Source organism: Bacillus sp. Marseille-Q3570 (assembly GCF_946151055.1).
GTDB lineage: Bacteria > Bacillota > Bacilli > Bacillales > Fictibacillaceae > Pseudalkalibacillus.
The window spans coordinates 220,140-246,400 of record NZ_CAMGYZ010000005.1 but is presented as its reverse complement, the minus strand read 5'-3'; the positions used below and the strand labels follow the sequence as shown (position 1 = coordinate 246,400).

The window sequence follows — 26,261 nt, the reverse complement described above, 5'->3', positions numbered from 1 at the left end:
TAGAATCTCAGAGACCACATGACGGTCTCTTTTTATTATTAGATGATTTTTAAATCATAACCCTGAGGAGAAAAACAAGTATGTATCGTACAGAAATTCGCAAGAGAAAAAAACGTCGTCGCAGACGCTTAATATTAATTCCATTATTTTTACTAGTATTTAGTACAATCGGTTATGGTTCCTATTTAACTTTTAAACTAGCTAATGCTACAGATAATTCTATTGAAGAATTAAAACGTGGTGACAAATCTGAACTACGTGATGAAAAGGTCGATGTCAACGAAGATAATTTTTCTGTCTTATTCATAGGAATAGATGCTCGTGAAGGTGAAAGGGTTAGCCGGTCTGATGCACTGATTTTAGCAACCTTCAATAAAAAAGATAAATCTGTAAAAATGGTCAGTATCCCACGTGATTCTTATGTGGAAATACCGGGAGAAGGAATGGATAAGATCAACCATGCTCATGCATATGGCGGCGTTGATCTTGCTGTAAAAAGTGTGGAAAACTTGTTTGATGTACCGGTCGATCATTATGTAAGAGTGGATTTCAAAGCCTTTATCGACATTGTTGATGCACTTGGCGGAGTTGACGTAGATGTCCCTAGCACATTCTCTGTTCAAGATAGTAATGATCGTCATAATGCTATTACGCTTCATGAGGGTAACCAACAATTGGATGGTGAAGAGGCTTTAGCATTTGTTCGTATGCGAAAGCAAGATCCTAGAGGTGATATCGGCCGCGGAGAAAGACAACGTCAAATCATTAAAGCGATTATTGAAAAAGGAACATCATTCAGTTCACTCACCAAATATGATGATGTCATCGATGGTTTAGACGGAAATATACAAATGGATATGAACTTTAAAGAAATTGTTAGCCTCCATGGTTATGCAGGAAAAATAAATCAAATCGACTCACTTGAATTGAAAGGTGAGAACTCAAATAATGGGGTCTTTTACTATATGTTAGATGATACTAGCATCGAGGAAATTTCTAATAGTTTAAAGACACACTTGAATATTGATGAAAATACAAATGAAAGCAGTTCAGCTGCTTCAACTAAAGAATCAAAAAGTCATTAACCAAAAAAGGCTGTCCCAAAAGTGTTCGACACTTTTGAGACAGTCCTTTTTTACTGCACTTAAAGAAAGTATAAAAATACTCTTCTTCAGTATAAGCGCAACTAAGGCTCAGCCTGCGCTAAGGTTTGGCTTTGCCAAGTTTACTTTATTCTATGTTTTCAAGTTTCTCTATCGCTAATCCAAGAAAATAATAGGCTTCGGCACGATTGAGTTCTTTATCCTCTGTTAAGTGCTCCATCAATTTTTCATCTACGAGATTCAACTTCCTCGCTCCAACCCAGGCTACATCACCTTTTACTGGGTTATCTCCAAAAACTTTTACTAATATACTGCTGGCCTGATTTCTTGTAATCAGGGTTTCTGCTTCTTTTTTCATAATTTTGATCAATTGATCATTGTTCTCATTAAATTTTTCTTCATCAATTCTTGATAAGGCATTTCTTAATATCTTGGCAAACCCGCCTTCGGTCATCTCTTTTTCTAAACCGAAGTCATTTTCATAACCGCCGGAAATCAAACCCCAGGAAAGAAGATTTTTGATTTGTGGGTAAAACCATTCACCTTCGTACGCAAAATCAAGGTTGAACTCATAAAGATTAGCACCCTGATCCTTCAATGTTTTTTGAAGCTGCGAAATCAATCCTTTATCCTCAGTCATCTCCCTGAAAGTGATCTCTTCTTTGACAGCAATTGCTGCTGCTGTACCTGCCGCCTGTCCAGCCGTCATACCAGTTGGAATGACACGTGCGCTTCCTGCTGCTAAAGACGTATATCCTGACGCTCTACTTGCAATTAACAAACCATCAATCTTTTTAGGTACAAGAGATCGAAATGGAATTGCATATTGAACTGGATCTGCAATAACATAACCCCAGTCTTCAACAGATGTAGCTTGGACATCTACTGGATAAGCCCCTAAACCGATACTGTCCCATTGGTCATTATTCTGCCAAACATCGATGATTGAAAGCTGATATTCTGCTTCAAAGTGCCGTGTTTCACGGACATACAATTCCGTTGGATAACTGGCTACTTCAGCATTTTCAAATCCTGGGAACTCTTTTCTGAGATATTTTACGATATGCTGGATTTCTTTCTTTCCTTTTTCTAAAGCTGCTTGTTTGGATTCTTTGTCCAACCCATTAACCTCGAAAATTTGTAAAGCATTAATTACGACAGACCCATCAGAGTTCCGGGCAATATTCAAGCCGCGTAACCGTGTTTGTTCCTCCACAGGTTCATACATGTGATGGAGTTTACCGAACCCCCAAGCTACATTTGGAGTTACTACAGCCTCTCCGAACTTTTGTGAATCGACTGCTTTTTGCATATCATCCCATTCGACATTTTCCAAATGAATCATAGGCGAAACAGCCATACGGTTATCCTCAATGCCAATGTCTTCTCTCCCTACAAAGAACGGTGCATCAGTCATTACTGCAAGGTCGCCGTCTTGTGTCGAGTCGATGAATTTTTTTGCATTCAATGTATGTACACCTTGTGCATTTTTAACAATTACAGTTTCAAGTTTCCCATTATCATTCAATTTCACATCCGTCAACTTCGTATCCAAAGCTACCGTCAATTTTTCCTCATTATTAGTAAGGGTTAAAAACGCCTTTTTTGCAAGTTCGATATCAAAAGCAACCTTTCCCCCTACTAACTTGTGCCATTCTTTAAAAATACCTGCATTAGCATTATTCCCTTTAGAATCATTGGCGATATCAAGGAAATTCAACATACCGAAGGTCATTAACCCCCCGAGTCCATCACGCTCTTCTACCAATAATGTCTTTGCACCATTTCTAGCCGCTGAAACAGCCGCAGCAACACCTTCGGGTTCACCTCCGATGACAATGACATCATAATTAGTGGTTTCCGGGTCGTTGTTAGTATCGAATGGTTCAGGTTGGGTAGAATTCAATTCACCACTAGTACTTGTCTCATTATTTGAAAATTGTTTGTAAGCAAGTACCCCGGTAAATCCAACCAGTAAAATCCCAACCAAAATAAGAAGGAGGTTTTTTTGGGTCAATTTACTCCCTCCTTCGATTTCAATAAACCTTTATTTGAACTTATGCTTGAAATAGCTAATTTTGCAGTTTCCTTAGCTGTTAATTTCATTTCATCTGTTGTTCCTCTCATTAACTCTAATAACACTTTCCTGCTTTTAAAGTTTTCTAGTAAAATTGTATGGAGGTCATTCAGTTCATCTTTTTCTACATGTCCTGCAACTGGTTGATGAGTCAAATTAGAATATGAATCGATTTTAGGATCATAAGATAAAGCCAAAAATGGCGTCCCTACCACACCTGCAAAAATTAATGAATGTAATCTCATACCAAACAAGAATTCAGAAGATCCAATTATAGCGATTTTTTCTTCAATAGAAGCGTCATAAGGAGCTATTCTGGAAGGAGTTTTCATTAATCTTGCAACTTCAACAGATGTGTTGTGGTCATGAAATCCGTGCATTGGGATGAATATGATGTCAACTTGCTCATTATCTACCAAACAATCCAATGCTACTGCGACTTTCCTTTTAAAATCCTCTAGACCTTTCCAATCCCTGACTGATACAGTAACAGTCGGTTTCTTGAAGTCTTGCCCAGCCAGCCAATCGCTGTTTAAATTATCTGCTTTGTACCCCATTACTGGATCAGGTACGATACTGATATTTTTCTTGACTTTTAAAGTTTCTAGTAGTTTTTTCGATTCTTCATCCCGAACGGTGATTCGATTGATTTTGTTCAATACGACTTTCACAATCCATCTGTTGAAAAATCTGTCTAATGGACCAATTCCTTGCGCATACATGTAGACCGGCTTTTTTAGAAGCTTAGCAAGGTACATGATGCCGGAATAGTATGGGACGCTTTTCCAGCCTGTTTGATCTTGTAACAGACTTCCTCCTCCACTAATCAAACCATCACTATCTTTCAAGGCTTTCAAGATAACTTTGAATTTCCAACGGTCAATAGCCTCTACCCCATATGTCGACTTTGTAACTTCCGGTTTATTTGAAAGGACTACAATCTCTATATCCGGTTGTATCTCTCTCAATGATTGAATAATAGAGGCCAATATGGCTTCATCCCCTATGTTGTTAAAGCCATAATAGCCTGAAATAACAAGTTTCAAACCTTACCACCTTGCTCTCAATTTTAAATAATAGTTGTACCCTGCTTTAAAAATGATGATGAAGAGAATTCCAACTAACAATCCCAATGATAGACTATAAAAACTTCTTAAAATAGAAACGTATAAAGGGATATGTAAATGTGTAAATGTATTGACTAAAGAAAGCCAACCGATCATAGCAGGAATCAGACATATATACGCCGCTTTCTTCATCTTGATCAGAAATAAATACAACGAAAGAATATAGAATGGCAATCCTATCAAGAATTCCTTTGTTCTTGGTCTAGCATACATGAGATCCTCCAGCTTTTGCCTAAGGATCAGTTCATAAGAAGATACCGCAGCGAAACTTCCAGTTCTGTCGATATAATAAAAAAGTATAAGTCCCAAAATACACAACAAGATAAAATGCCCATATTTGATTGGCAAAGCTAACAGGTGTTTTAGCTGCTTGAAATTGAATTTTTTATCGTTATAGATGTGATATACAACAAAAAGTGTTGTAAATACGATCGGGAACACATATAGAAGTTTTACACCTCTAAAACCTTGCCCAATGTGTAATGAATATTCATTTCCATATAAAAGACTTACACCAATCCAGATACCAGTAAAACTTACAACAATAGCTCGTAAATACTGATAAAAGATATCTTTTTTAGTTTCAATCGGTCTTAATACTAAAGCGGCGTATACAGGTGTTATTACAGCTACTGCTAATGCAATTAATTTAAGTAGCACGGATGAATCTATAATCAGATATGCTACTGCCATCACTAAGATCCCTAGTCCAGAAACTACTGCTATGTTTCTTTTTAGTAATGACTCGATGGCTAGTATCACAAATACCACTGCACTTAGTAATGCGGCTGCTACTAAATAAAATGGCTTTGATAATTCCTTGAAGGTATCCGGATCACCTAACCGGAATAATCCAGGCATATTACTGTTTAAACTTTTGAAGAAGCTCATATTGGTCTCTAAATTCTCATCTGGTTCTCCCTTAGCTGTCAGATGAAAATATAGCACACGGATATTTCGTTCTTTTACTGCTCTGATCGCTTTCTCATGGTTATCTATCAAGGAATCTTTCTCAAGATCAAAACTCCTTAACCTGATAACATTGTGATTGTTGGATCTTGCAAGGCTTTCAAATCCTTTTTGGTTGAAATCTTCTATTGAAAGCGTTGAAATCCCATTCTCTTTCAACTTTTCTGCCCATTCCACATGACTGGTTGGGTAACCAAGAGCTTCCTCACCGATAAACAACATCTGGTCTGCATTTTCATCAATATTGAAAGCTTGTTCCCAAATGAATTCATTTCCTTCTAGTACATCTGCGACCGGAACATGAAGAATCGTTGAATATCCATATTTATTGATCAAATCTATCTTTTTCTCTGAATAACCTAAATACGTTTTTTCAATCTTTTCAGGATCTCCTTCAATGTAGATAAATTCTCTATCATTGATCTCGACTTTCTGTGTATTGCCTTCAAATACTTTTCCCACCGACTCAATTACAGGAAATGAACTGTCCAGAAGGCTGATGAATAAACCTTTCTTCTCTGGCAATGTGTCAGATGAATACCCAGAAAGGAGGGCAAAGCGAACGAACTCATCTTGTTTTAGAGATAAGATTTCACCCCGATCCTCTAAACCATCGATCGATTCAGGGCCAATACTAATTGCATTGACACCTGAAGATTTCAACCCCTTAAAAACGTCCTCTTCATTTCCCCCTTTATAGATCAGGGCTTCTACTTCCTTAAAAGGTACCCCCACTTCATATGTATTATAATTCCATTCAGCTTCCATACGTTCATATAAACCGACCGACGTAATCAATAGAGAGAATAAAAGAATGATCCATAACAACTTTTTCAAAGAAAACAATCCTTTCTTGCATTTCATGTTCGTAGGGAAGAATATTAACAAGGGGCGGCCGCTTAAATGTCTGCGCCTCCGTTCTTAACTAATGACTAGCAGTGTCTGGCTCTTTCCTGCATAACAAATAGTGATAACAATGTTATGTGAAGCCATCTTACTCTACACTGGTCATTGTGCTGGAGGTGTTTGACACTCTACTTTTGGGCCATCCCCTTGTCAGATTGTATATTTATCTATTCTGTGAAACTTATATTTTACGTGTATTCGCTACTCTTTCGAAAAAGTTTAAAATAGGTTTGTAATTCGTATCGACTAAACCGACGATTTCGACAATCAATTCGACAAACAGTAAAAGGACGAACAAGATAAGAAAAGATCCCCATAAGGTGGTTTGTTCGATAAGAACAGCTGCAATTCCGAAAATCGCACTCATCGCATAAATGATCAATACAGTTGTAGTATGTGAAAACCCTAATCGTTGTAAGCAATGATGTAAATGTGATTTATCTGGAGCAGATAATGGTTTGTTGTTTACATATCTACGAATGATTGCAAAGATTGTATCTGAAATTGGTACTCCGAGAATAATGATTGGAACTAATAACGAGAATAAAGTAATGTTTTTGAATCCTAAAAGTGAAGTTACTGCTATGATGAACCCTAGATATAAAGACCCTGTATCTCCCATGAAGATTTTTGCAGGATGAAAGTTATATACAAGAAAACCTAAGGTGCTTCCTAGAACTGCGAATCCTATAGCAACCACAAATACATTACCATTTACAATCGCCATTGTTGAAATTGTAATCAATACGATGGATGAAACCCCGGCCGCCAAACCATCTAAACCATCAATCAAGTTTATCGCATTGGTAATACCGATGATCCATAACAACGTAATTGGGATACTCCATATACCAAGATCTAAGCGAACATCAAACGGCAAGTTGATGAAATGGACGACTACTCCACCGTGTATGACAATACCTGCAGCAATTATTTGGCCCAGCAGCTTGACTTTTGGTGATATCTCGAAAATATCATCAAAAAAACCAGTAGCCACTATAATCAAACTGGCTGCAAATAATGGAACCATGTACTGTTTATCAGGGGATAGCAAATAAAACCCAATAAGTGAACTTAAATAGATGGCCAGCCCGCCTAAACGTGGCATGACTTTTGTATGGACTTTCCGATTATTAGGCTGATCTGTTGCTCCAATTTTTATCGCAAACTTTTTAACTAATGGTGTTAATAGTACTGACGATAAGAAGCATAAGAATAACGTTAGATACAGCATACTTACAAACACTCTCCCTGCAAACTGTTCCCTTTATCTCTGTTAGAAAAATACCCTAAATTTTTCAATTTAAAGCATGAATTTCTTCTATTTCATCATAATGAAAATTATATCACAATTTTTTTCAAATAAAATGAAAAACTTCAAACAAATTCGTCGAAATATCAACTAATTTGTTAAGTTTGGTAGATTTATTGTTTGATCCATTATTTAACTATCAATCTCTTTCTTCTTTATAAATGCACCGACCCCAGGAATCCTCATTAATTCTTCGTTTGAGATCCCTTTGAATAGAATCACCATAAAAATATAGATAACGGCACCTACTCCTGCTGCCCCTAAACTATAAAGGAGAGCATCGATCCGTCCCCATCCTTGTATGTTGAAAAGTAAAGTCGGAACCCCTATGATCAGCCCCATTAATATTGACGATCCAAACTGAACAAAAGTTTCTCTTGAAACGAATTTCACCCTTGTTTTTTTCCAAATAAAATAGGCATTAGTTAACCAAAGCAAGATATAAATAACCAGGGTCGCTATTGCGGCGCCAATAAGTCCATAAAATTGGATAAAAATAAAATTCAACAACATTTTCACGAGGGCACCAACGACAATAACCCAAGCAGCAATTTTAGATTCTTCAAGCCCTTGCAAAATCCCTGTCCCAAGTACAGTCAAGGAAGTGAACACAGAACTGAATCCAATTAATGCAAGTACTTGGCTTCCGTTTAAATCTGTAAACAATCCAAGATTAAGTGGTAAAGTCAATGCTAACAGTCCGATTGCAGCTGGCCATGAGAAAAGGTGTGCCAGGTTTTGGGATTTAACAATAACGTTATTAGTTGTTTCGTATTCTTTTAGTGCTAAGTTTTTACTGATCAACGGGATCAAAGGAAGAACAATGGAAGTAGAGAAAACTGTGGCGATCTGCACCAAAGATAAACCACGGCCATACAGACCATATTGATAATTTATCTCTGTACCTTCCCCTCCTGCCAACTTGAGACTGAAAGGAATCGATAAAGAATCGACTACATTTAAAAGCGCCATCGTCAATGCACCTACACAAATCGGCAAGGAAACTTTCAATATCCTTCTACTTGTAATTTTAAAATCACCCCAGCTGTATTTTACTTTTGAGCGGGGTTTTAGAGAAGAAATTTGAAAAAGATAACGTAAATATACGAGGGAGAGAAGAGCGCCAATTGAAGAACCAATCATCACTCCTCCAGCAACGATCTCATTGCTGAGATCCATACTTACGGTGTAATAGGCGATAGCAATAACTAAAGCTACACGAACGAATTGTTCGAGCACCTGTGATAAAGCTGTTGGTTTCATATTTTCATAGCCCTGGAAAAAACCTCTGTAGACAGCCATATATGGTGCAATCAACAACGTAATCGAGACAATGATAATGGACAATCTCGTTTTTTGGCCTCCCAATACTTGAGCTAATTGTTCAGATAAACCTGTGAGTAAACTGAAACTCACTAATCCAAATAGAACAGCCAAAATACTTGATGTGACAAAAATATTCCTGATTTCCTGTTGATCGTTTTCCACTCTAGCCTTTGAGATAAGCTGTGAAATAGCTAAAGGAATACCTGCTACAGATAATATCAATGCCGTCATATAGACTGGGTAGACCAGTGTGAAAATTCCTAATACTTCATCACCAGCAATATTTTGTAATGGAATTCTGAAGACGCTTCCGAGTATCTTAGAAACCAATGTTGCTATCGTTAAAATAATTGTGCTCTTTACAAATGTTCCGTTCATTTTCTTCCCTTTACTTTCTGTTCAATCACTTTGATCATGAACTTTGGTAATGCTAACATCCTTTTAGCCCTTGATGGTTGCTTCACCAATCTATAAAACCACTCTAAATTCAAGTTTTGGTAGATTACAGGCGCTCGCTTCACAATTCCAGCAAACACATCAAAACTACCTCCCACTCCCATAAAAATGCCTTTATTGAAATGATGGATATTCTCTGCAATCCAATTTTCTTGTCTTGGTAACCCAAGTGCCACAAAAACCATATCTGGTTGAAGCTGCTGGATATCTTTCACAATATCATCATCTTCCCAATTAAAATAGCCATTGTGCGAACCAACGATGCCTACGTTTGGATAAGTTGCTTGAATATTTGCCTCAGCAGATTGTAAAACCTCTTCTTTCGCACCTAATAAGTAAACTGAAAAATGATTTTCATTTGCTATCTGTAAAAGATTGCACATGATATCGAACCCAGATACTCTTTCTTGAATCGGAGTCCCGAGAATTCTTGCTGCTTTTACAATCCCGATTCCATCCGGGGTGACATAATCAGCATCATTCAAGACGTTCTTATAACTAACATCTTCACTCGCATACATGACAATTTCAGGATTTGCCGTAATGACAAACGCTTTATTTTCTTTCTCTATATGTGATTCATGCAGGTGTTTAATGAATGAATCCATTGAGGTATTGACAAATGGTACACCCATCACATCTATTTTGTTTAACTTCATAAATTCTTCCCCTTAAAATATGGTTCTATTAATCTAAATTGTTGATTTTTGCGACCTAAACCTAAATTTAACATGTTAAAAAACTAACATTACCATAACACAAGGGAATGCAACTAGAAATAGCCGCATTCCCTAATTTTTATTTTGCTACATTTATTGTTTTGGATAAAGTACCATATTTCCCATTTCCATATATATATGCTTTAGGATTCGATTTCTTTGGAACGATTTGGTACCATACGCCATCTGATTGTGAGGATTCGTTTACAATAGCGACGCTTGTCCCCGATTTTGGATACTTATAAATGATGTTGCCATCCGCAACCTTAGACTCAGATCTTACATTCAACGAAACAGCATTCGTCAATCCTAATTGATAGATTCCTAAATCTCCACCTTTTAGAAAAAGCTCTGCTTTATACATATATGCTCCGATTTTCTCAGCCCAATATGGATCTGATGCGTATTTCACGTTCATCCCCATGGTCTTATTCCCTAAGAATGCCCCATGATAAATCGGGTTGCTTTCTGTGAAGTATTTAGGAATGATATATTTTACCGCAGCTTCCTCAATACCTTCTTCCAAAGAGTCAAAGGTTATGGCATTTTCATAAGGGTTGCTGTCTACAGCCCCTAATCCAAACAAGTTATTCTTATCCACCGCAATACGACTTGTCCCCCAAGCACTTTCATGAATTGCGTGAGATAAGAAGTATAATGCGTTCACACCATATTTCTCTTCTACCATCTTGAATATTTCCCCAGTACCTTCTAACGGTGATGTAGGGTACTTACTTTTATAAGTGTCTGGGTAAGAACTTTTAATGAAAGAGTCTAATTGTGCAGCTGTATAAGTTGTTTTGGTATACAGAGGCACGTACTGATAATATTGATAAGCTTGTCCTACTTTATTACCAGCAGTATTATAGAACTCATTTCCATCCCAGCTGTAGTACTTCGTCCCTGAGGTCATGAATGATGGAGCTTTTCCAATTAAAATTCCACTATATTTGTTAAGTGTAGGACTATAAATGTAATGATAAAGGTGTCCTGAACTTGCATAATAGTAGGATCTTCCTTGTAACATTTGATATGGGGTCAAGGTAACATTGTCCTTTTTCACATATCCTTTGGTATCAGCCACAGTGACTTCCACCCATGTATCCCCTGCAGAATGGTATTGCATTTCTGTTCCTGTCGTTACATAAGTGTAGTTGGAAGTGAATTTTGTGCTGTCGTAAATGATCGTAAATCCGTTAGAGGTTGTAAGACCACTCTTCATCCAGACGATTTTTTTCCCCTTCATGACGACTTGGGATGCAGGTGATTTTATTGCATTTTTAGCATCCGTATACGTTTCATACTTTTTCACTTCATTTAGTTCTCCATCAGAAGTGATATTGGCAACACTGTATTCAAGAACAGGCGGTGGGGTGATGATGTTGAGCATTCGATAGATTACGATTGCCGCATCAGCACGTTTTGTATTGTCTTTAGGTCTGTATGTATTATCTGGATAACCTTCAATCAGTTTGACCGATGCAACCTTGGAAACTTCATCAACAAAATCCTTATGGATAGTATCTTTATCTTTGAAACCTAAAGACATCTCTTCCATCTCTATACCCTTGAATTGCAATGCACGGTACATAATTACTGCCATTTCTTCACGTGTGATTTTTTGATTTGGTCTAAAATCACCCTCTGGATACCCTGTGATGATTTTTGCAGCTACTGTTTGGTTTACTGCGTCATAAAACCAATCTCCCGGCTCCACATCACTAAAAGATTCTGTACTTGGATCAATCGGAATGTTCAGTTCTAGAGCCCTTTTCACAAATGCTGAAAACTCTGCACGTGTAACAGCACGTTCAGGTGAAAAGGTCCCAGGACTATCTCCCTTCATGATTCCCTTTTCATTTAAAGCTCTCATTTCTTTTTCAGCATAGTGTCCTGTTATGTCATCCGCTGCCTTTACACCAGGCATAACAACCAATGACATCATCAAAACCAAGACGACTGCAGAAAGAATCTTCTTCATATGCACTTGCATACTTCAACCCCCTAATAAATTACTATTCTATTACATTATCAAAGTGTCCGTGCAAATACTACCAACTTTTTATCTATTTCTACAAATTATCCCTATTTATTACATGGAATTTTTGTTATTTTTAAAATTTATTTCCTCATATTCGACAAACCCTCAATAGTTGGTTAATTTTGTAGAAGTTTCTATGATATACTAGTTTTACCAAGGAAATAGGGAGAGAAAGGTTTATGCTTACTTACATAAAAAAGATGGTAGATTCTGATAATCGATCGTTAAAAAAATATCTTAAAATAGTAGATCAAATTAACAACATAGAACCAGACATTGAAAATCTTTCTGATGCACAACTGCAAGCTAAAACCATTGATTTTAAGTATTCATTACAAAGCGGCAGTACTATATATGATATTCAGGTAGAAGCTTTCGCTGTGGTCCGTGAAGCAGCTAAACGTGTGCTGGGTCAAAGACATTATGATGTTCAACTTATTGGAGGATTGGCTTTAACTGATGGAAACATTGCCGAAATGGCCACTGGAGAAGGAAAAACACTCGTTGCTTCTTTACCAAGTTATTTAAGAGCTTTAGAAGGCAAAGGAGTTCATGTCATTACAGTGAATGAATACCTCGCCAATAGAGACAAAGAAATCATTGGGAAAATACATGAATTTCTTGGACTTACTGTTGGATTGAACGTCCCTCAAATCACTCCTGCTGAAAAGAAAGCTGCCTATAGTGCAGACATTACATATGGTGTAGGAAATGAATTCGGTTTCGATTTCTTAAGAGATAACATGGTTTATAACCCACAGGATCGAGTTCAACGCCCTTATCATTTTGCACTCATAGATGAAGTGGACAGTGTATTGATCGATGAAGCGAAAACACCTCTGATCATTGCTGGTAAAACAAATCTAAGTGCAGAACTTTTCAATGTAGCATCAATGGTCGTCAAACAATTTAGTGAAGAAATAGATTTTACATACGATCCAGAGACGAAATCTACAAATCTTACTGATGATGGAATCAATAAGGTTGAAAAAGCTTTTGGTATCGACAATCTTTATGACCTGGAGCATCAGACACTTTACCATTACATAATCCAATGCTTACGAGCACGTGTCATGTTCCGCCGTGATGTTGATTACATTGTCAGAGAGGGAAAGATCGAGCTTATCGATCAGTTTACAGGACGTATAATGGAGGGTCGTACATTAAGTGATGGCTTGCATCAAGCAATTGAAGCTAAGGAAGGTCTTGAGATAACTGAAGAAAACAAGACCCAAGCAACGATTACGGTGCAAAACTACTTCCGTATGTATCCAACGTTATCAGGTATGACTGGTACAGCAAAAACAGAGAAAAAAGAATTTGAACAAACATATGGAATGGATGTTATCACTGTCCCTACCAACAAGCCGAAAATTCGTGTCGATATGGATGACCTTGTCTTTGAAACGGCTGATCAAAAATATCGTGCTATGGCTGCAGATGTGAAATCCTGTAATAGTAAAGGTCAGCCGGTATTGATTGGAACGACTTCTATCGAGCAATCGGAGAAAGCGGCCAAATATTTGGATGAGTTCGATCTCCCGTACGAAATTCTAAATGCAAAAAGTGTTGAACGGGAAGTCCAGCTTATATCCATGGCTGGTCAAAAAGGGCAAATTACCATCGCTACGAATATGGCAGGAAGAGGAACTGACATCATTTTAGGTGAAGGAGTCGCAGAATTGGGCGGACTTCGAGTCATCGGTACTGAGCGCCACGAGAGTCGACGAATCGACAATCAACTTAAAGGAAGATCCGGCCGTCAAGGTGATCCTGGCTCTTCCCAATTCTTCATTTCGATCGAAGATGACATGTTCCGTAGGTTTGCAATGGATGAAATTGAAAAACGCAGACCTAAGCTCAAAACAACTTCAAATGGAAAAATACTCAATAAAGATATTCACGATTTTGTAGCACGTACTCAAAGGATATGTGAAAGCAGCAATCATTCGATAAGAGATTATAATTTGAAACTGGATGACATCGTAAATGAGCAACGTACTGTGATATTTAAGCAATTGCGCAACCAATGGCTCCTGAGTGAAAAGGATTTTATTGATTTGATCAGACCTGTTATGGAGCATTCTATTATTCGAACGATTGAAAACCACTGTATCTCGGATATACCTGAAGATTGGGACCTTCATCGTTTAAATAGTGCCTTAGATCATTTGATTCCTATTACGATATCCGAACTTGCTAGTGATCATATTGAGGAAGTAAAGGATATCCAAGCAATTGTTTTGCCAAAAATGGAAGAATCTTTGAATTTGTTGGAAAGAATTTTTGAAGAAAAGCCCCATTGGGCACAGAGATTCAGACAGATTATTTTACAATTCATCGATCAAAGCTGGGTTGAACATCTTGAAAAAATGAATCGATTAAAAGAAGGTATCGGTTTGCGAAGCTACGGCCAAGAGGATCCAATGAGATTATACGAAAAGGAAGGATACGAAATCTTTCTATTCACTTATCAAAAAATAGAAGAAAAAATCAGTAAGCATGCCACGATCATGGCACGTTCATACTTGAAAACTGATCAAAATCGTTAAGGAGGAACAAGATGTTATTTTCACTCAAAAAGAAGAAACAAGGAAAAGACAGCTCAATCTCTTCCAAAGAATTGATTGGAGAACATACACAAATAGAATCAAATGAAGAAACCGTAGAAACCCCTTTATCGTTCCACCCTTCCTGGGAAGTACCTTCAGAAAAAAAGTATGTGTATCAGTTTTTAAATAACGAATGTGAAAATTTAAAACCGAATCAGATTTCTTTATCAGGAATTGAAATAATAAAGAACGAAGCAAAGGATGAACACATCGTAACGGCCTTCGTAAGAAACAGTATACCAAAGCCCATCCAATTACAAGATTCTACCTTATTATTAATGGCTGAATCAGGAGAGATGCTCGGCAGGAAACGCTTCTCTTTTCAAGAGTTTGGTGAATTACCGCCTAATAGCAGCCGCCCTTGGAACTTCATTTTTAATTCCAAAGACTTATACGTCGATCATTTACCTCGGGAAGGATGGAAGCTGGCATTCGAAATAAAACAAACCAAACCACACCAACTCGATCTTGAAAAAAGTTGGGAGCAAAGTCTTTCTGAAGATAACAAAAATAAATTAGAAGAAATCATGCAGAATATGAATCCTCCTAAACCAGGTGAGATAAACTTTTTAGGTATACAAGCGAGTAAGAAGAATAATGGAGATCTCCATATAACGATATTGATCAGAAATGGCTCTGAAAAGAACATTCAGCTTGAAAAATTACCGTTGATCGTTGAAGATGCAGATGGGGAAACGATTGCTAAAGGTGGTTTTGAACTGGACAATTTAGAAGTGAAAGCAAACACTAGTAAACCATGGACGTTCATATTTCCAAAATCGTTAGTTCTTAAAGAGGAATATGATTTATCGAAATGGAAAGCATATCCCCCTCAAAATAAGTAAAGAAAATAAAGTGAGGCTGTCCAATGCAAAAGAAAATCTAGCATTGAACAGCCCTTTTTATATAATCGCCTTTCCCCTTATTCAAAATCAATGTTTTGCTTAATCAATTGATAGACGGCATTTGATTCGGGCATCGTCTTTTCGATATTTTCCATCTGGTGAAGTAAATAGGAAGCTGCAAATCCTATAAAGACACTTTTACTGATCCCGGTTTCCTCTGCTTTATCTGTGATTTTCTTATTTAACTCCTCATCTAAGGTTATACTGACTCTTTTTTTCATAATTCTCTCCTTCGACATCATGCAAATTTTCTTATAACTGTAAAAAAATATAAAAATTTTTTATAAAATGAATTATTACTATGAAAATAATGGTATGATAGTTTCATAGGTAAAACTTGGTTGGAATAATGGAGACCTCTTTACGGATATGAACTTAGGTCTCGCCTGAAACCGTTTCTTTCCTTTTGAAAAGACGATGATTCTGTGAATCATCGTCTTTTTCATTCTTCAGTCTGATTCTGGAGTGAATGTCACTACCTCACTAACATAATATTCACTACCATCCTCATTATACGATACAACATATACATCATAATCTACGGAACCTAAACTAGCACCGATGCTATCCTTTGTTAGATCTTCTGTACCAGTCCATGTTTCTGTAGTCGAATCCTCAATCTCAGCAACAGCAGTTTGTTGCTCAAGGTCGAATGTTGTGTTTTCAGGCAGGATGTAGATTTCCTGATGATCAGCTTCAGTCCAAGCGCTGGCTGTCCAATTCACTGTAAAATCCAGTCCGTTTACTCCTGTGCCTTCATCATCATGATCTTGAGCTGTTACACCTGATGGCGCATGGCTTGGCTCCATGTCGATTTCAAAGACAGCACCATTTTTCAATGTAATAACAAGACGGTCTACATACCCTTTAAAGTCAGTCCATCCACTTCCAGTCTGTAATTTGAAGTATTTCACTGTTTGAGAAGCATAATTGATAGCCCCAGGTTCACCACCGTAGTTGCTCCAATCAATAGGTTTGGATTCAAGGTCTTGAAGAGTTGGTCCATTATTAAATCCTGCAGGTCCATGGTTGCTGTCATAAAATACTAATTGGTTCTCGCCAGTATCCGTATTCCAGGTATTCCATTGACCTTCATTCGCATTATATTCATTCGCATACATTGGTTCTGATGATAAACGTTCTTCATACCATCCATGCTTATCACCAACTGTGTAGATTTCCAACGCAAAATCCAACGCCTTTGTTTCATCTTCTTTTTTTGAAGCATATGAAATACTATCAATTTCAGAAAGTTTGATTTCACCTATACCTTCAATTTGTAATGGATCGATATAGAATTCAGCCTTTTTATCTGCAACATTAGTAAAAGAACCATTACCAGTGAATCGTTCACTTACACTAGCTTCACCATTCATAGCCACTGCGTATTCATTATCCAACAATAAACTAGAAATCAGTTGCTCGCTGCGATAAAGGAAAGTAGCAGCTTGACCACGTGTTACGTTTTCACCAGGCGCAAATTCCGTTGCTGTTTGTCCTTGAGTAACTTCATTTTCTGCTAAGATTTCTACGTAATCCTTGAACCAGTCGCCATCTTCTACATCTTCAAACTTATCTAATTCCCCCTCCATGTCAACAAGGTTATAAGAAACAGCTATCATTTTAGCCATCTCTGCACGTGTGATGGTTTGTTCCGGTTTAAATGTACCATCCTCATAACCATTTAAAATTTTAGCATTTGCCAATGCAGAGACTGCCCCATAATACCACTTACCTTCTTTTACATCTGTAAAGCCAGGGTTTGTTGCATTTTCCATATCCAATCCTAAAGATTTAGCAAACATGTTAGCTGCTTCTGCACGAGTAATATCATTTTTTGGACGGAATGTACCATCGTCATATCCAGTCAGCACACCCATATCTACTAATGCGTAGACTGCTTCATAGTAGTAATCTGACTTGTCCACATCTGAAAATACCGATTCATCTGATTGATCAGCAAATACAGTATCTTCGCCTGTAAATGACACTGCTGCTGCTGTCGATAAGGTTATTACCGATAACCGCTTAAGAGTTTTGTTATCCATATGTATTTCCCCCTTAAAAATGTAAAAATAATCTTTAACTTCTATTTTATTCTATCAGAATATAATTTTACCATCTATTGTTTCTCTTGAAAATTCGACATTTTCCGTTATTTAATTCTAAAGTCACACTCAAAAATGTTTTTTGGGATAACTATCTATTTTTATAGATAAATAATCCTATTCGGTAAAGGTATATTTGGCCCCTATATAGAATTTATATAATTGAATATTAAATGAATGGGGAAGGAAGATGAAATTGAAAAGTGTCCAAAGGTGCTTAAAGCAATTAACGATCGCAATTTTTATCATTCTATTGTTCAGCCCACAGATTCCAATTTCAGCTGAGGAAAATAATGCTTTAAACTATGTTAGTTTAGGAGATTCTGTTGCATTCGGGATAGACCACCAAAACGAGCCCACTCCGATAATGGGTTATTTCGGTTTATTGGCTGCCCAACTTAAGCAAATCAATTTGTTGGGTGATCTCCCCAATAATTTTGCTAAGCCCGGCTATAAAACAGATGATGTATTAAAGGACATTCAAGATAATGTCCCTCTTAAAGAAGGTTCAAACATCCTTATCCAACCCTCTATTCAAAATGCAGATATTATAACCATAAGTGTAGGGGCTAATGATGTGCTTTCATATGTAGAAATAGATAAATCTACTGGAACAGTGAGTTTTAAAGAAGAAGAAATAGCAGAAGCATTGGTGGGCGTCGGGCAAAATCTCGGCACCATCATAGCTCAGATCAGAACCATGAATCCTGAGGCTTCAATCTATGTAATGGGTTATTATAACGCATTCCCCCATTTACCTAATACAGAACAAGAAAAAGTAAAAGCTGCTTTAAATCAGCTAAATGCCGTGATCCATGAGGTTGCTGCAGCTACCCACAGCACTTACGTTTCTACTGCAGAATCCTTTGAGGCAGACCCGACAAAATTCGTTCCGAATCCAGCTAATATCCATCCGAACATGGACGGATATTATGCAATCGCGAATGATTTTTGGAGCCGAATGTTTGTCAGAGGTGAACAAGAATATAAAGATGTTAAAGAAAATGATTGGGCTTACGAAGCAATCCAGTATATGACCACTAAAGGAGTAATATGGGGCTATACGGACGGTAGATATGGATATCACGACCCAGTGAAACGAAGTCAAGTGGTCCTGATGTTGACAAGAAACCACATATATTCAACACCTGCAGAATTGATATACTTTAAGGATATACCAATAGATGATCCTTTGATGATCAATACCGCACAGCTTGTCCATAACAACATCATTAAAGGATATCCAGATGGAACTTTCAAGCCGGCGCAATCGATGACACGTGCTGAGATGGCTGTGATGATTGTTGATGCGTTTAATCTACAAGGTTCAACCGAACATTCCTTTACAGATGTCCCCAAAGGTCACTGGGCAAGCGAGGCAATCACAACTTTGGCAGCACACAATATAACCAATGGTATCAGCGAGACAAAATTCGGTCCCGATCAACCTGTAAAACGTAGTGAATTCGCTGCATTTCTCTATAGAAGCATGACAACAAGTAATTAAACTATACAAAAAGGTTGACTAATAAGTGTCCTTACTTAATAGTCAACCTCTTTTCTTTATTATTCGCTGTCTTTTCTAAATTGTTCAATAAGATTTCCATTGATCACGGTGTCAGAGGTAGAAAGTCGTTTTTTCGCTTCTTCAAAACCAGCTTTACAAGCATTTACACTCGTCAATTCCCCGGATTCTGTATCAAAACATTTTCCATTCTCAAAGATTCCATCACCAGAAACCAAGTAGAGCACTTCACCATTTATGAATGATCCGTTTCGGAACACTGTTAAATGATTTTCTTTTGTAAATAGATTATCTCCCATCATATATAACTCAGATTTATCAATACCTAATGCATGTAAAATGGATGGGGCAATATCAATCTGTCCGCTTGATTTATGGTAGACACCCTTGCCCTTTCCATCAGGCAAATGGACAATCAGCGGAATTTTTCTGAACTCTGCTTCTTTATTGAATTCCGTAGGTTCTAACCCGGCGATCTCTGTAAGCTGTTCTTTTTCATTGATACCAGCATCATGATCTCCATACATCATGAAGATGGATTCATCCCAAAGTCCTTCCTTCTTCAGTCTTTCAACCATCTCACCAACAGCTTTGTCAACATAATGGACAGAATGGATGTAATCGCCCATGATCGAACCTTCATACTTGCCGACATCCAATACCTTATGTTCCCCTTGTAGAGTGTAAGGGTGGTGACTCGTCAAAGCAACCGCAAATGCATAGAAAGGTTTTTCAAAAGTCAACATCTGGTCTACAGTCTGCTGAAGGAATGGACGGTCTCCAAGAGTCCAACCAGCGATCTCCCCGGGTTCAAAATCACCTTTGCCAAAAAAGTGATCAAACCCAATCGTATTGTACATGACATTCCGGTTCCAGAATCCTTTTTCATATGCATGGAATGCAGCAGTTTCATAACCTTCTTCTTTAAGAATGTTAGGAAGTGCATCAAATTCATTTCCAGCATAGCGCACATACACCGATCCAGAAGCGGTCGGATGGAGGGCTGCATTTGCAAGGAACTCTGCATCTGAGGTCCTACCGAGAGCTGTTTGGCGATAGAAATTATCGAAATACATCGTTTCGCCAATCAACTTATTGATGTTTGGAGTAATTTCTTTACCATTGATTTTCTTATTAATGAAGAAATTTTGATAAGCCTCCAATTGAACTACGATGACATTCTTACCTTCTGCAATACCTTTAAATTCAGTAGGTTGCTGAAGTTTTTGGTTATGTTCATTGAACCATTCCTTGATTTGTTTACGATCTGCTGCCGATACCTGTTTTTTGTTGATTAAGTTTTCATCAATATAACGGTATGAATCATAAGCATGAAATCCTAACAGTCCAGTTTGTTGATAAATTGAAACGTTATACCAATTCTGGTTGAACAATGCCACACTGTACTTTTGAATATAATTCTGAATTGGAGCCATCACAAACACTAATCCTATGATAAAAACAATAATAGTGGTAGCTGCACGCATCCAACTCCATGATAGCTTTTCCTTATTCGTCTTGAGCCAAATGAAAATGAGTGCCGGAACCAATAGAATGAAGTCTAATATAAATAGAATATCGCGACGTTCGAATAAATCTGTGATACTACCAGAAATAGCACCAACCTGGTTGATCTGGAACAAAACCTGAACGGCAATCAAATCATGAAAATAACGATAATAGACAAGATCTGAAATAGTAATGAAAGTTACAAAAAGATCTATGAAAAATAGAGCAATCAACTGTCCTCGTTTGGTTAATAAAAATGTCCAGAATGTCAGCAATAAAATAGATCCGGTACTAACCATGAACAATCCACCATAAAACTTTTCAAATGATCCTTCCTGAATAAGAAATAAAAAAGCTTCTTTAAAATAACCTAGATTATTTGGTAGATAAGTAGTCTCGGTAAACTTACAAAAAAGATATACCTTAAATGAAATTAGCATAAAGAAAATGAAATACATTATGAAACGACTAGCCTTATATGTAAGCTCTCTTAAATTTAAATCCCGCATTTAGTGTTACCCCCATAACTTCTTTATAAACAATTAACACTATTGTAACTGAAAACACACACTCACGGAACCTGATTTTTCCACAAAATATTATAAAGAAAACTTGGCACAGCCAAGCTTAACGCAGGCTGTGCCTTAGTTGCCCTTATATTAAAGAAAGTATTTATACTTTCTTTAAATGCAAAAAAAATAATCTTCCCTTGTTTTAAGGAAAGATTATTAAAATCAAGATTTTTATTTTTCTTTAATGTCTGTGATCGTCAGAGCACCATCTTTATCGATGAATGTGAAATGCACTTCTGTATCTGGCTCTAAATTTTCCACTTGACCTTTTACTTCATCAGTAATTTGATAGGCTTGTGGGCCATCTTCCAGCATGACTTCGATCGTATGGTTATCTGCTAGACCGTTATATGTACCTTCGCCTGTCTGTTCGACAACTTCTTGGTCGTCTTCATTTCCTTCTGATTCTGATGTTGATTCTGTATCGGATTCTGAGGATTCGTCAGAAGTTCCAGTTGTTTCATCTTCAGATTGTTCTGTATCTTCCCCATTGTTTTCTGCATTTTCTGTTGTACCACAACCAGCCAATAATCCGATTACCAAAATTAGTGCTGCTGTCCATTTCCATATTTCTTTCATTAAGAAACTCCCCCTATATTTTGTGTTCCTAACATTATTCTACCAAATTTGATAAAATTTGATTTGATTTTTATGGATTTCGGTTCTTTTGGACTACTGGAGTCCATAAAGGGGGATCTCTTAGTTATTTATCAAATTACTAAATTCTTAACTAAATTTATTCTCTTTGAAGAGTCTTGAAATAACCACTGCTGCTTCAGCTTTTGTCAAGCTATCCTTTGGCCTGAATTTATTATGAGAGCCTTGCATAATTCCCATCTTTTGAATTAGCCCTACCTCTTTCTTATGAATAATTTTATCCTCATCCAAAAAATTTGAAACAACCACTTTTTCCTCTTCTGAAAACTGATCAAGATCCAACACTTGTACCAGTCGTAATGCAAAATCTTCTCTAGAAACTTCTTTTTTAAATTGGTTTAATCCGTATGGTAACTTTCGATTGCCTCCACCAGCTTCAATGGCCTGCTCTAATAGATTAGTCAATTCTAATCCTGTAATGGCCTCATCAGGGTGGAATCGGTTTTGCTCCACCTCAATGAATCCATTGTGGACTAGCTTGTTTATTTCTTTTTCAGCCCAATGACCATCTAAATCGGTTATCCGCTTTTGTATAATTTCACCTGTAATACGGTCTCTCCACTTCCCAATTCGGGCATCCAAGAACACCCCATCATGACTCTTTACCTTATAGACAGGAATAGCTTCTTTCTTTTTACCGATTAATTTTTTACGTTCACTTGGATGGTCAGGAACTGGAACCATATAAATGAGTTCAACGCTTCTCTCTTTATTATGAAGTTCTTTTGCTTTTGTTGTACTTATTATTTTCCCAACAGAAGGAAAATCAATATCCTTCCAGGCCAATGTATATTCTGTTATTTCACCATTGAGTGCAGAAACCTGTATATCAACCCCTTGATTTGCAACCCGTATACCGTTATGTTTTCTAACAAAATGAATATCATATGCTCGCGCCTGTGTTCCCTCATCAGCAAAGGATTCATTTGTAACCCTCGGATAAAGACCTGCTGCTTTAACCGGAAGTTTCAATTCCACAAAATCTATCGCCTTCTCCATGGCTTCCTCTTTAGTAAGATTTATTTTAATGTCATCTTCAACATTAAATTTTTTTCTAGAAAAACGGATCACTTCCCCATTTATTGCATCAACAACCGCATGCATTACCTTTTTCGGTCCTTCTACATAACCAAGGTGAAATTCCCAAACAGCTTTCTCTTCATCATAGTGCCTATAAGTGATCACTACATTCTCAGAAATAGAGAATTGATTTTTCACCAATTGATATGCTTGTCTCTGGTTTAATAACATGTCAGGTTTCTTTTTGGGTTGAAACTCTGAAAAAACAGGCTCATCTAGAAACATATTTTTCTTGAGAGGTTGCCCAGAATGATCAACCCATTCGCCGCTGTTGGCATCTATTAAAAATAAGGGAATAAGCTGTGTATCATTGTTATTCTTGGGGAGGTATGCAAGGAAGGTGTCTTGGGCTTGAGGTAAATCGAGATAACTTAGTTCTAAATCAGCTTCTTTTTTAATCTTTTCTTTAACCACGTTATAGGGAAGTATATCGGTTAATGGTTTAAAATGCAGTCGATTCCTCATACGGAAGTGATGGGATTCAATTTCTCCATTTTTACCGATTTGAAAAGTCATCTCGTTTTCAGGAAACGGAACACCCTTTACCATTTGAATAAATTGAAGATCAAATCGACCTGGATGTGATAAATCCTTTGTTTTCAAAATCAATGTTCCTATATCTGGATAGTGGTTTTCAATGTATTTTTCAGCAATATCTACTGCATCTTTAACAGTAATACCAGGTCTATTCGAGAACCACTTGTTATTGGGTTCTATGTAAATTCTGACTTCCATGATCGATCCATCAAGAGCATTGACACCTACTTCGATGGTTTGTAACTTGGGGACTTGTGTAATCCAGGAAATCCGCCAAAGCTTTTCCGTCCCACTCCATCCTTTGTGAAGCCTTATACTCTCTTGTACAAAATCAGCTGGAATAGGAAACGTCTGTTTTACGATTTCTATCGCCTTTTCTCGGGAAATATCGACATCTTCAACTGTAAAATTGAGATTAGTATGTGTATATGTACCCACTGATTGCGAGGAATTACCTGCTTGAACATAATCAAACTGGTTCCACATAAAAATTAAACATAAAACACCTACTAACACTCTCACAATTTTATTATCCATACTTTCTCCTTTCGTTCACTTTATTTTTTTAGCATTCTAACAAAATATCATTGTATCTATGAGGACCATTAATCGTATTACCGTTTAATTAGATGTGTGTATTATGTAATGGCTCTAGCTCTTGTTCGCCTTTATGCGTTTTTAATAGTCAACAAATTTGGTTTACCTCTTATTTTCATCCCAAATAAAAACTTAATTTTCTAATTTCAACCAAAATCCTGGTAAATTATACTATAATATTAATTAATGACTTTTTAGGAGGGGTAAAATGAAGAGATTATTCTCTATCTTCATGGCATTGGCATTGATTTTATCATTCCAAAATAGCAATGTTAGTGCTGCGGAAACATTCACAGACCTGGGGGGAGTATCCTGGGCAGAGGACGAGATTTATTATTTGAACGACCGGGGGATCATCAATGGTTATGGAAACGGAAAGTTTGGACCAAGTGACCAAATAACCCGTGAACAAGCAGCTTTAATGTTAGTGAGAGAATTCTATCCTTTGGATACGACTATAGAAGATCCAGGTTATTCGGATGTCAGCAAGGATAGTTTTTATTATGAAGCGATAGCAGTTGCAACTGAGCATGGATTATTCAACGGTTTTCCAGACAACACATTTAAGCCAAAGGATAAAATCAATAGAGCTGCAACCGCAAAGATCATTGCACTTGCTTTTGATTTGAGCGGTAGTAAAGCTTCTACTTTTACAGATTTAGATCAAGCGAAATGGGCTAAAGAATACATATTAGCTCTTGACGCCAATAATATCGTCAATGGTTATGCAGATAGTACATTCAAGCCGCTAAATAATATTACGAGAGCAGAATTCTCTGTTGCTTTCGCCCGTGCATTGGATGACAGATTCAAGCCGATGGATGATCTATCTGTCCATTTCATTGATGTCGGCCAAGGAGACAGCACGTTGATGGTATCTCCATCCGGCAAAACGATATTGGTTGATGGCGGTCGTAAATCAGCTGGGCAAAAAGTTGTCGATTACTTAGCCCAGGCTGGTATAAACACCGTTGACTTATTGGTGGCCACACATCCAGATGCAGACCATATTGGTGGATTGATTGATGTATTGGAACAAGTCAATGTTGAGAGAGTGTTAGACAGCGGAAAGGCCCATACTTCAGAAACGTATCTGGAGTATTTGGATCTAATTAATCAAAAGAATATCCCTTTTGAAGAAGCAGTAGAAGGCAGCACGCTTACCTTTGATGATGTTCTGGATATCCAGGTACTGAATGGTTTGAATACAAGCGGTGACAATAATGAATCTTCTATTGTATTGAAAGTGTCACATGGTGATATCGACTTTTTATTGACAGGTGACGCATCAGTGGATAATGAGTTCAATATGGTTAATAATTACGATGTTGAAGCAGAGATTCTGAAGGTTGGCCATCATGGTTCATCTACTTCTACATCAGACGCTTTCATATCTGAGGTGAATCCCGAAATAGGTATCCTTTCATACGGAGAAAACAGCTATGGTCATCCATACCCTGATGTAGTGCATCGTTTATGGGACGCAGGTGCTGAATTGTATTCCACTTGTCAATCTGGGACAATTACCGTTACAACAAATGGGGTTTCTTACGGAGTCGATGCTTCTCCATATAATGGTGAAGATAACTGCAGTTCAATTACGGATCCAGAACCTGATCCTGAGCCGGAACCAGAGCCACAATATCCGATCAACGTGAATACTGCAGATTTTGAAACGCTCCAATTGATCAAAGGCGTCGGACCAACGATTGCGCAAAACATCATTGATTATCGAAATACCAATGGTCCATTCCAAACAATTGATGAATTGGATAATGTGAAATATATCGGACCTGCAACCATAGAAGAAATGAGACCATATATTACACTATAGAGGTGTTGAATCATGAATCGATATACGATAGATCGGTTTGAAGGTGAATTGGCGATCCTTTTGAAAAAAGGAGACGAATCCATTCAGAAAGAAGTACCTCTGAAATATTTTCCTGAAGAAATTGCAGAAGGTGATATTGTTGAAGAACAGCCTAAAGACGGGGAACAACATTATCGTATTCTAGTAGATGAAACGAAAAGAGCGCGTAAGAAAGCTGAAGAGTTATTGAAAAAGCTTAGGAATAAATGAAGTATTCTACACTATTCATTTTAACAAATATTCCCGTTTT

General features: G+C 37.3%; 18 protein-coding genes. 6 read left to right on the top strand and 12 right to left on the bottom strand.

Annotated elements, in window-relative coordinates; all coding sequences use genetic code 11:
* Positions 1-80: 80 nt before the first annotated feature.
* Entirely contained in the window at positions 81-1,085 is a 1,005-nt protein-coding gene (locus N8M93_RS10910) for an LCP family protein (RefSeq protein WP_261131765.1), read from the top strand.
* Between the two features lie 145 nt (positions 1,086-1,230).
* Here the strand turns inward: N8M93_RS10910 and N8M93_RS10905 are convergent, their stop codons facing one another.
* From N8M93_RS10905 to N8M93_RS10875, 7 genes are all read right to left on the bottom strand, one after another.
* A complete protein-coding gene (locus N8M93_RS10905) occupies positions 1,231-3,120 on the bottom strand; it encodes an FAD-dependent oxidoreductase (RefSeq protein WP_261131763.1) in 1,890 nt (629 codons plus the stop codon).
* On the bottom strand, positions 3,117-4,226 hold the full coding sequence (gene csaB, locus N8M93_RS10900; RefSeq protein WP_261131762.1) for a polysaccharide pyruvyl transferase CsaB: 1,110 nt from the start codon (positions 4,224-4,226) through the stop codon (positions 3,117-3,119). Before csaB ends, N8M93_RS10905 begins: the two co-directional genes overlap by 4 nt.
* Positions 4,227-4,229: 3 nt before the next feature.
* Complete coding sequence (locus N8M93_RS10895; protein ID WP_261131761.1) at positions 4,230-6,113, bottom strand: DUF5693 family protein; 1,884 nt, start codon at positions 6,111-6,113, stop codon at positions 4,230-4,232.
* A 250-nt stretch (positions 6,114-6,363) separates the two neighbouring features.
* A complete protein-coding gene (locus N8M93_RS10890; protein WP_261131760.1) occupies positions 6,364-7,416 on the bottom strand; it encodes a glycosyltransferase family 4 protein in 1,053 nt (350 codons plus the stop codon).
* 210 nt (positions 7,417-7,626) lie between these two features.
* Positions 7,627-9,198, bottom strand: a complete 1,572-nt coding sequence (locus N8M93_RS10885) for a polysaccharide biosynthesis protein (RefSeq protein WP_261131759.1) — start codon at positions 9,196-9,198, stop codon at positions 7,627-7,629.
* On the bottom strand, positions 9,195-9,935 hold the full coding sequence (locus N8M93_RS10880; protein ID WP_261131757.1) for a WecB/TagA/CpsF family glycosyltransferase: 741 nt from the start codon (positions 9,933-9,935) through the stop codon (positions 9,195-9,197). The genes N8M93_RS10885 and N8M93_RS10880 overlap by 4 nt, the downstream gene beginning before the upstream one ends.
* Positions 9,936-10,074: 139 nt before the next feature.
* Positions 10,075-11,988 (bottom strand): S-layer homology domain-containing protein, encoded by a 1,914-nt coding sequence (locus N8M93_RS10875; RefSeq protein ID WP_261131755.1) that lies wholly within the window; start codon positions 11,986-11,988, stop codon positions 10,075-10,077.
* A gap of 227 nt (positions 11,989-12,215) precedes the next feature.
* Here N8M93_RS10875 and secA2 point away from each other — a divergent pair, with 227 nt between their 5' ends.
* Together secA2 and N8M93_RS10865 are read left to right on the top strand one after the other, a co-directional pair.
* Positions 12,216-14,588 (top strand): accessory Sec system translocase SecA2, encoded by a 2,373-nt coding sequence (gene secA2, locus N8M93_RS10870; protein WP_261131754.1) that lies wholly within the window; start codon positions 12,216-12,218, stop codon positions 14,586-14,588.
* Between the two features lie 11 nt (positions 14,589-14,599).
* Positions 14,600-15,493 (top strand): accessory Sec system S-layer assembly protein, encoded by an 894-nt coding sequence (locus N8M93_RS10865; protein ID WP_261131753.1) that lies wholly within the window; start codon positions 14,600-14,602, stop codon positions 15,491-15,493.
* Positions 15,494-15,570: 77 nt separating this feature from the next.
* Here the strand turns inward: N8M93_RS10865 and N8M93_RS10860 are convergent, their stop codons facing one another.
* Both N8M93_RS10860 and N8M93_RS10855 read right to left on the bottom strand, forming a co-directional pair.
* A complete protein-coding gene (locus N8M93_RS10860) occupies positions 15,571-15,774 on the bottom strand; it encodes a ribbon-helix-helix domain-containing protein (RefSeq protein WP_261131751.1) in 204 nt (67 codons plus the stop codon).
* 228 nt (positions 15,775-16,002) lie between these two features.
* Entirely contained in the window at positions 16,003-17,601 is a 1,599-nt protein-coding gene (locus N8M93_RS10855) for an S-layer homology domain-containing protein (RefSeq protein WP_261131749.1), read from the bottom strand.
* Between the two features lie 250 nt (positions 17,602-17,851).
* Between N8M93_RS10855 and N8M93_RS10850 the strand changes: the two genes are divergently transcribed.
* Entirely contained in the window at positions 17,852-19,168 is a 1,317-nt protein-coding gene (locus tag N8M93_RS10850; protein WP_261131747.1) for an S-layer homology domain-containing protein, read from the top strand.
* A 59-nt stretch (positions 19,169-19,227) separates the two neighbouring features.
* Here the strand turns inward: N8M93_RS10850 and N8M93_RS10845 are convergent, their stop codons facing one another.
* The 3 genes from N8M93_RS10845 to N8M93_RS10835 all read right to left on the bottom strand — a co-directional run bounded on the left by N8M93_RS10845 (position 19,228) and on the right by N8M93_RS10835 (position 24,078).
* Complete coding sequence (locus N8M93_RS10845; protein ID WP_261131746.1) at positions 19,228-20,994, bottom strand: LTA synthase family protein; 1,767 nt, start codon at positions 20,992-20,994, stop codon at positions 19,228-19,230.
* 444 nt (positions 20,995-21,438) lie between these two features.
* Positions 21,439-21,846 (bottom strand): hypothetical protein, encoded by a 408-nt coding sequence (locus N8M93_RS10840; protein ID WP_261131745.1) that lies wholly within the window; start codon positions 21,844-21,846, stop codon positions 21,439-21,441.
* 147 nt (positions 21,847-21,993) lie between these two features.
* Positions 21,994-24,078, bottom strand: a complete 2,085-nt coding sequence (locus tag N8M93_RS10835) for a YcdB/YcdC domain-containing protein (RefSeq protein WP_261131744.1) — start codon at positions 24,076-24,078, stop codon at positions 21,994-21,996.
* A 268-nt stretch (positions 24,079-24,346) separates the two neighbouring features.
* On the opposite strand from N8M93_RS10835, the gene N8M93_RS10830 reads away from it, so the two are divergent.
* Both N8M93_RS10830 and N8M93_RS10825 read left to right on the top strand, forming a co-directional pair.
* Positions 24,347-25,972, top strand: coding sequence for an S-layer homology domain-containing protein (locus tag N8M93_RS10830; RefSeq protein ID WP_261131743.1), 1,626 nt, complete (start codon positions 24,347-24,349; stop codon positions 25,970-25,972).
* Positions 25,973-25,984: 12 nt separating this feature from the next.
* A complete protein-coding gene (locus N8M93_RS10825) occupies positions 25,985-26,221 on the top strand; it encodes a DUF3006 domain-containing protein (RefSeq protein WP_261131742.1) in 237 nt (78 codons plus the stop codon).
* Positions 26,222-26,261: the final 40 nt, after the last annotated feature.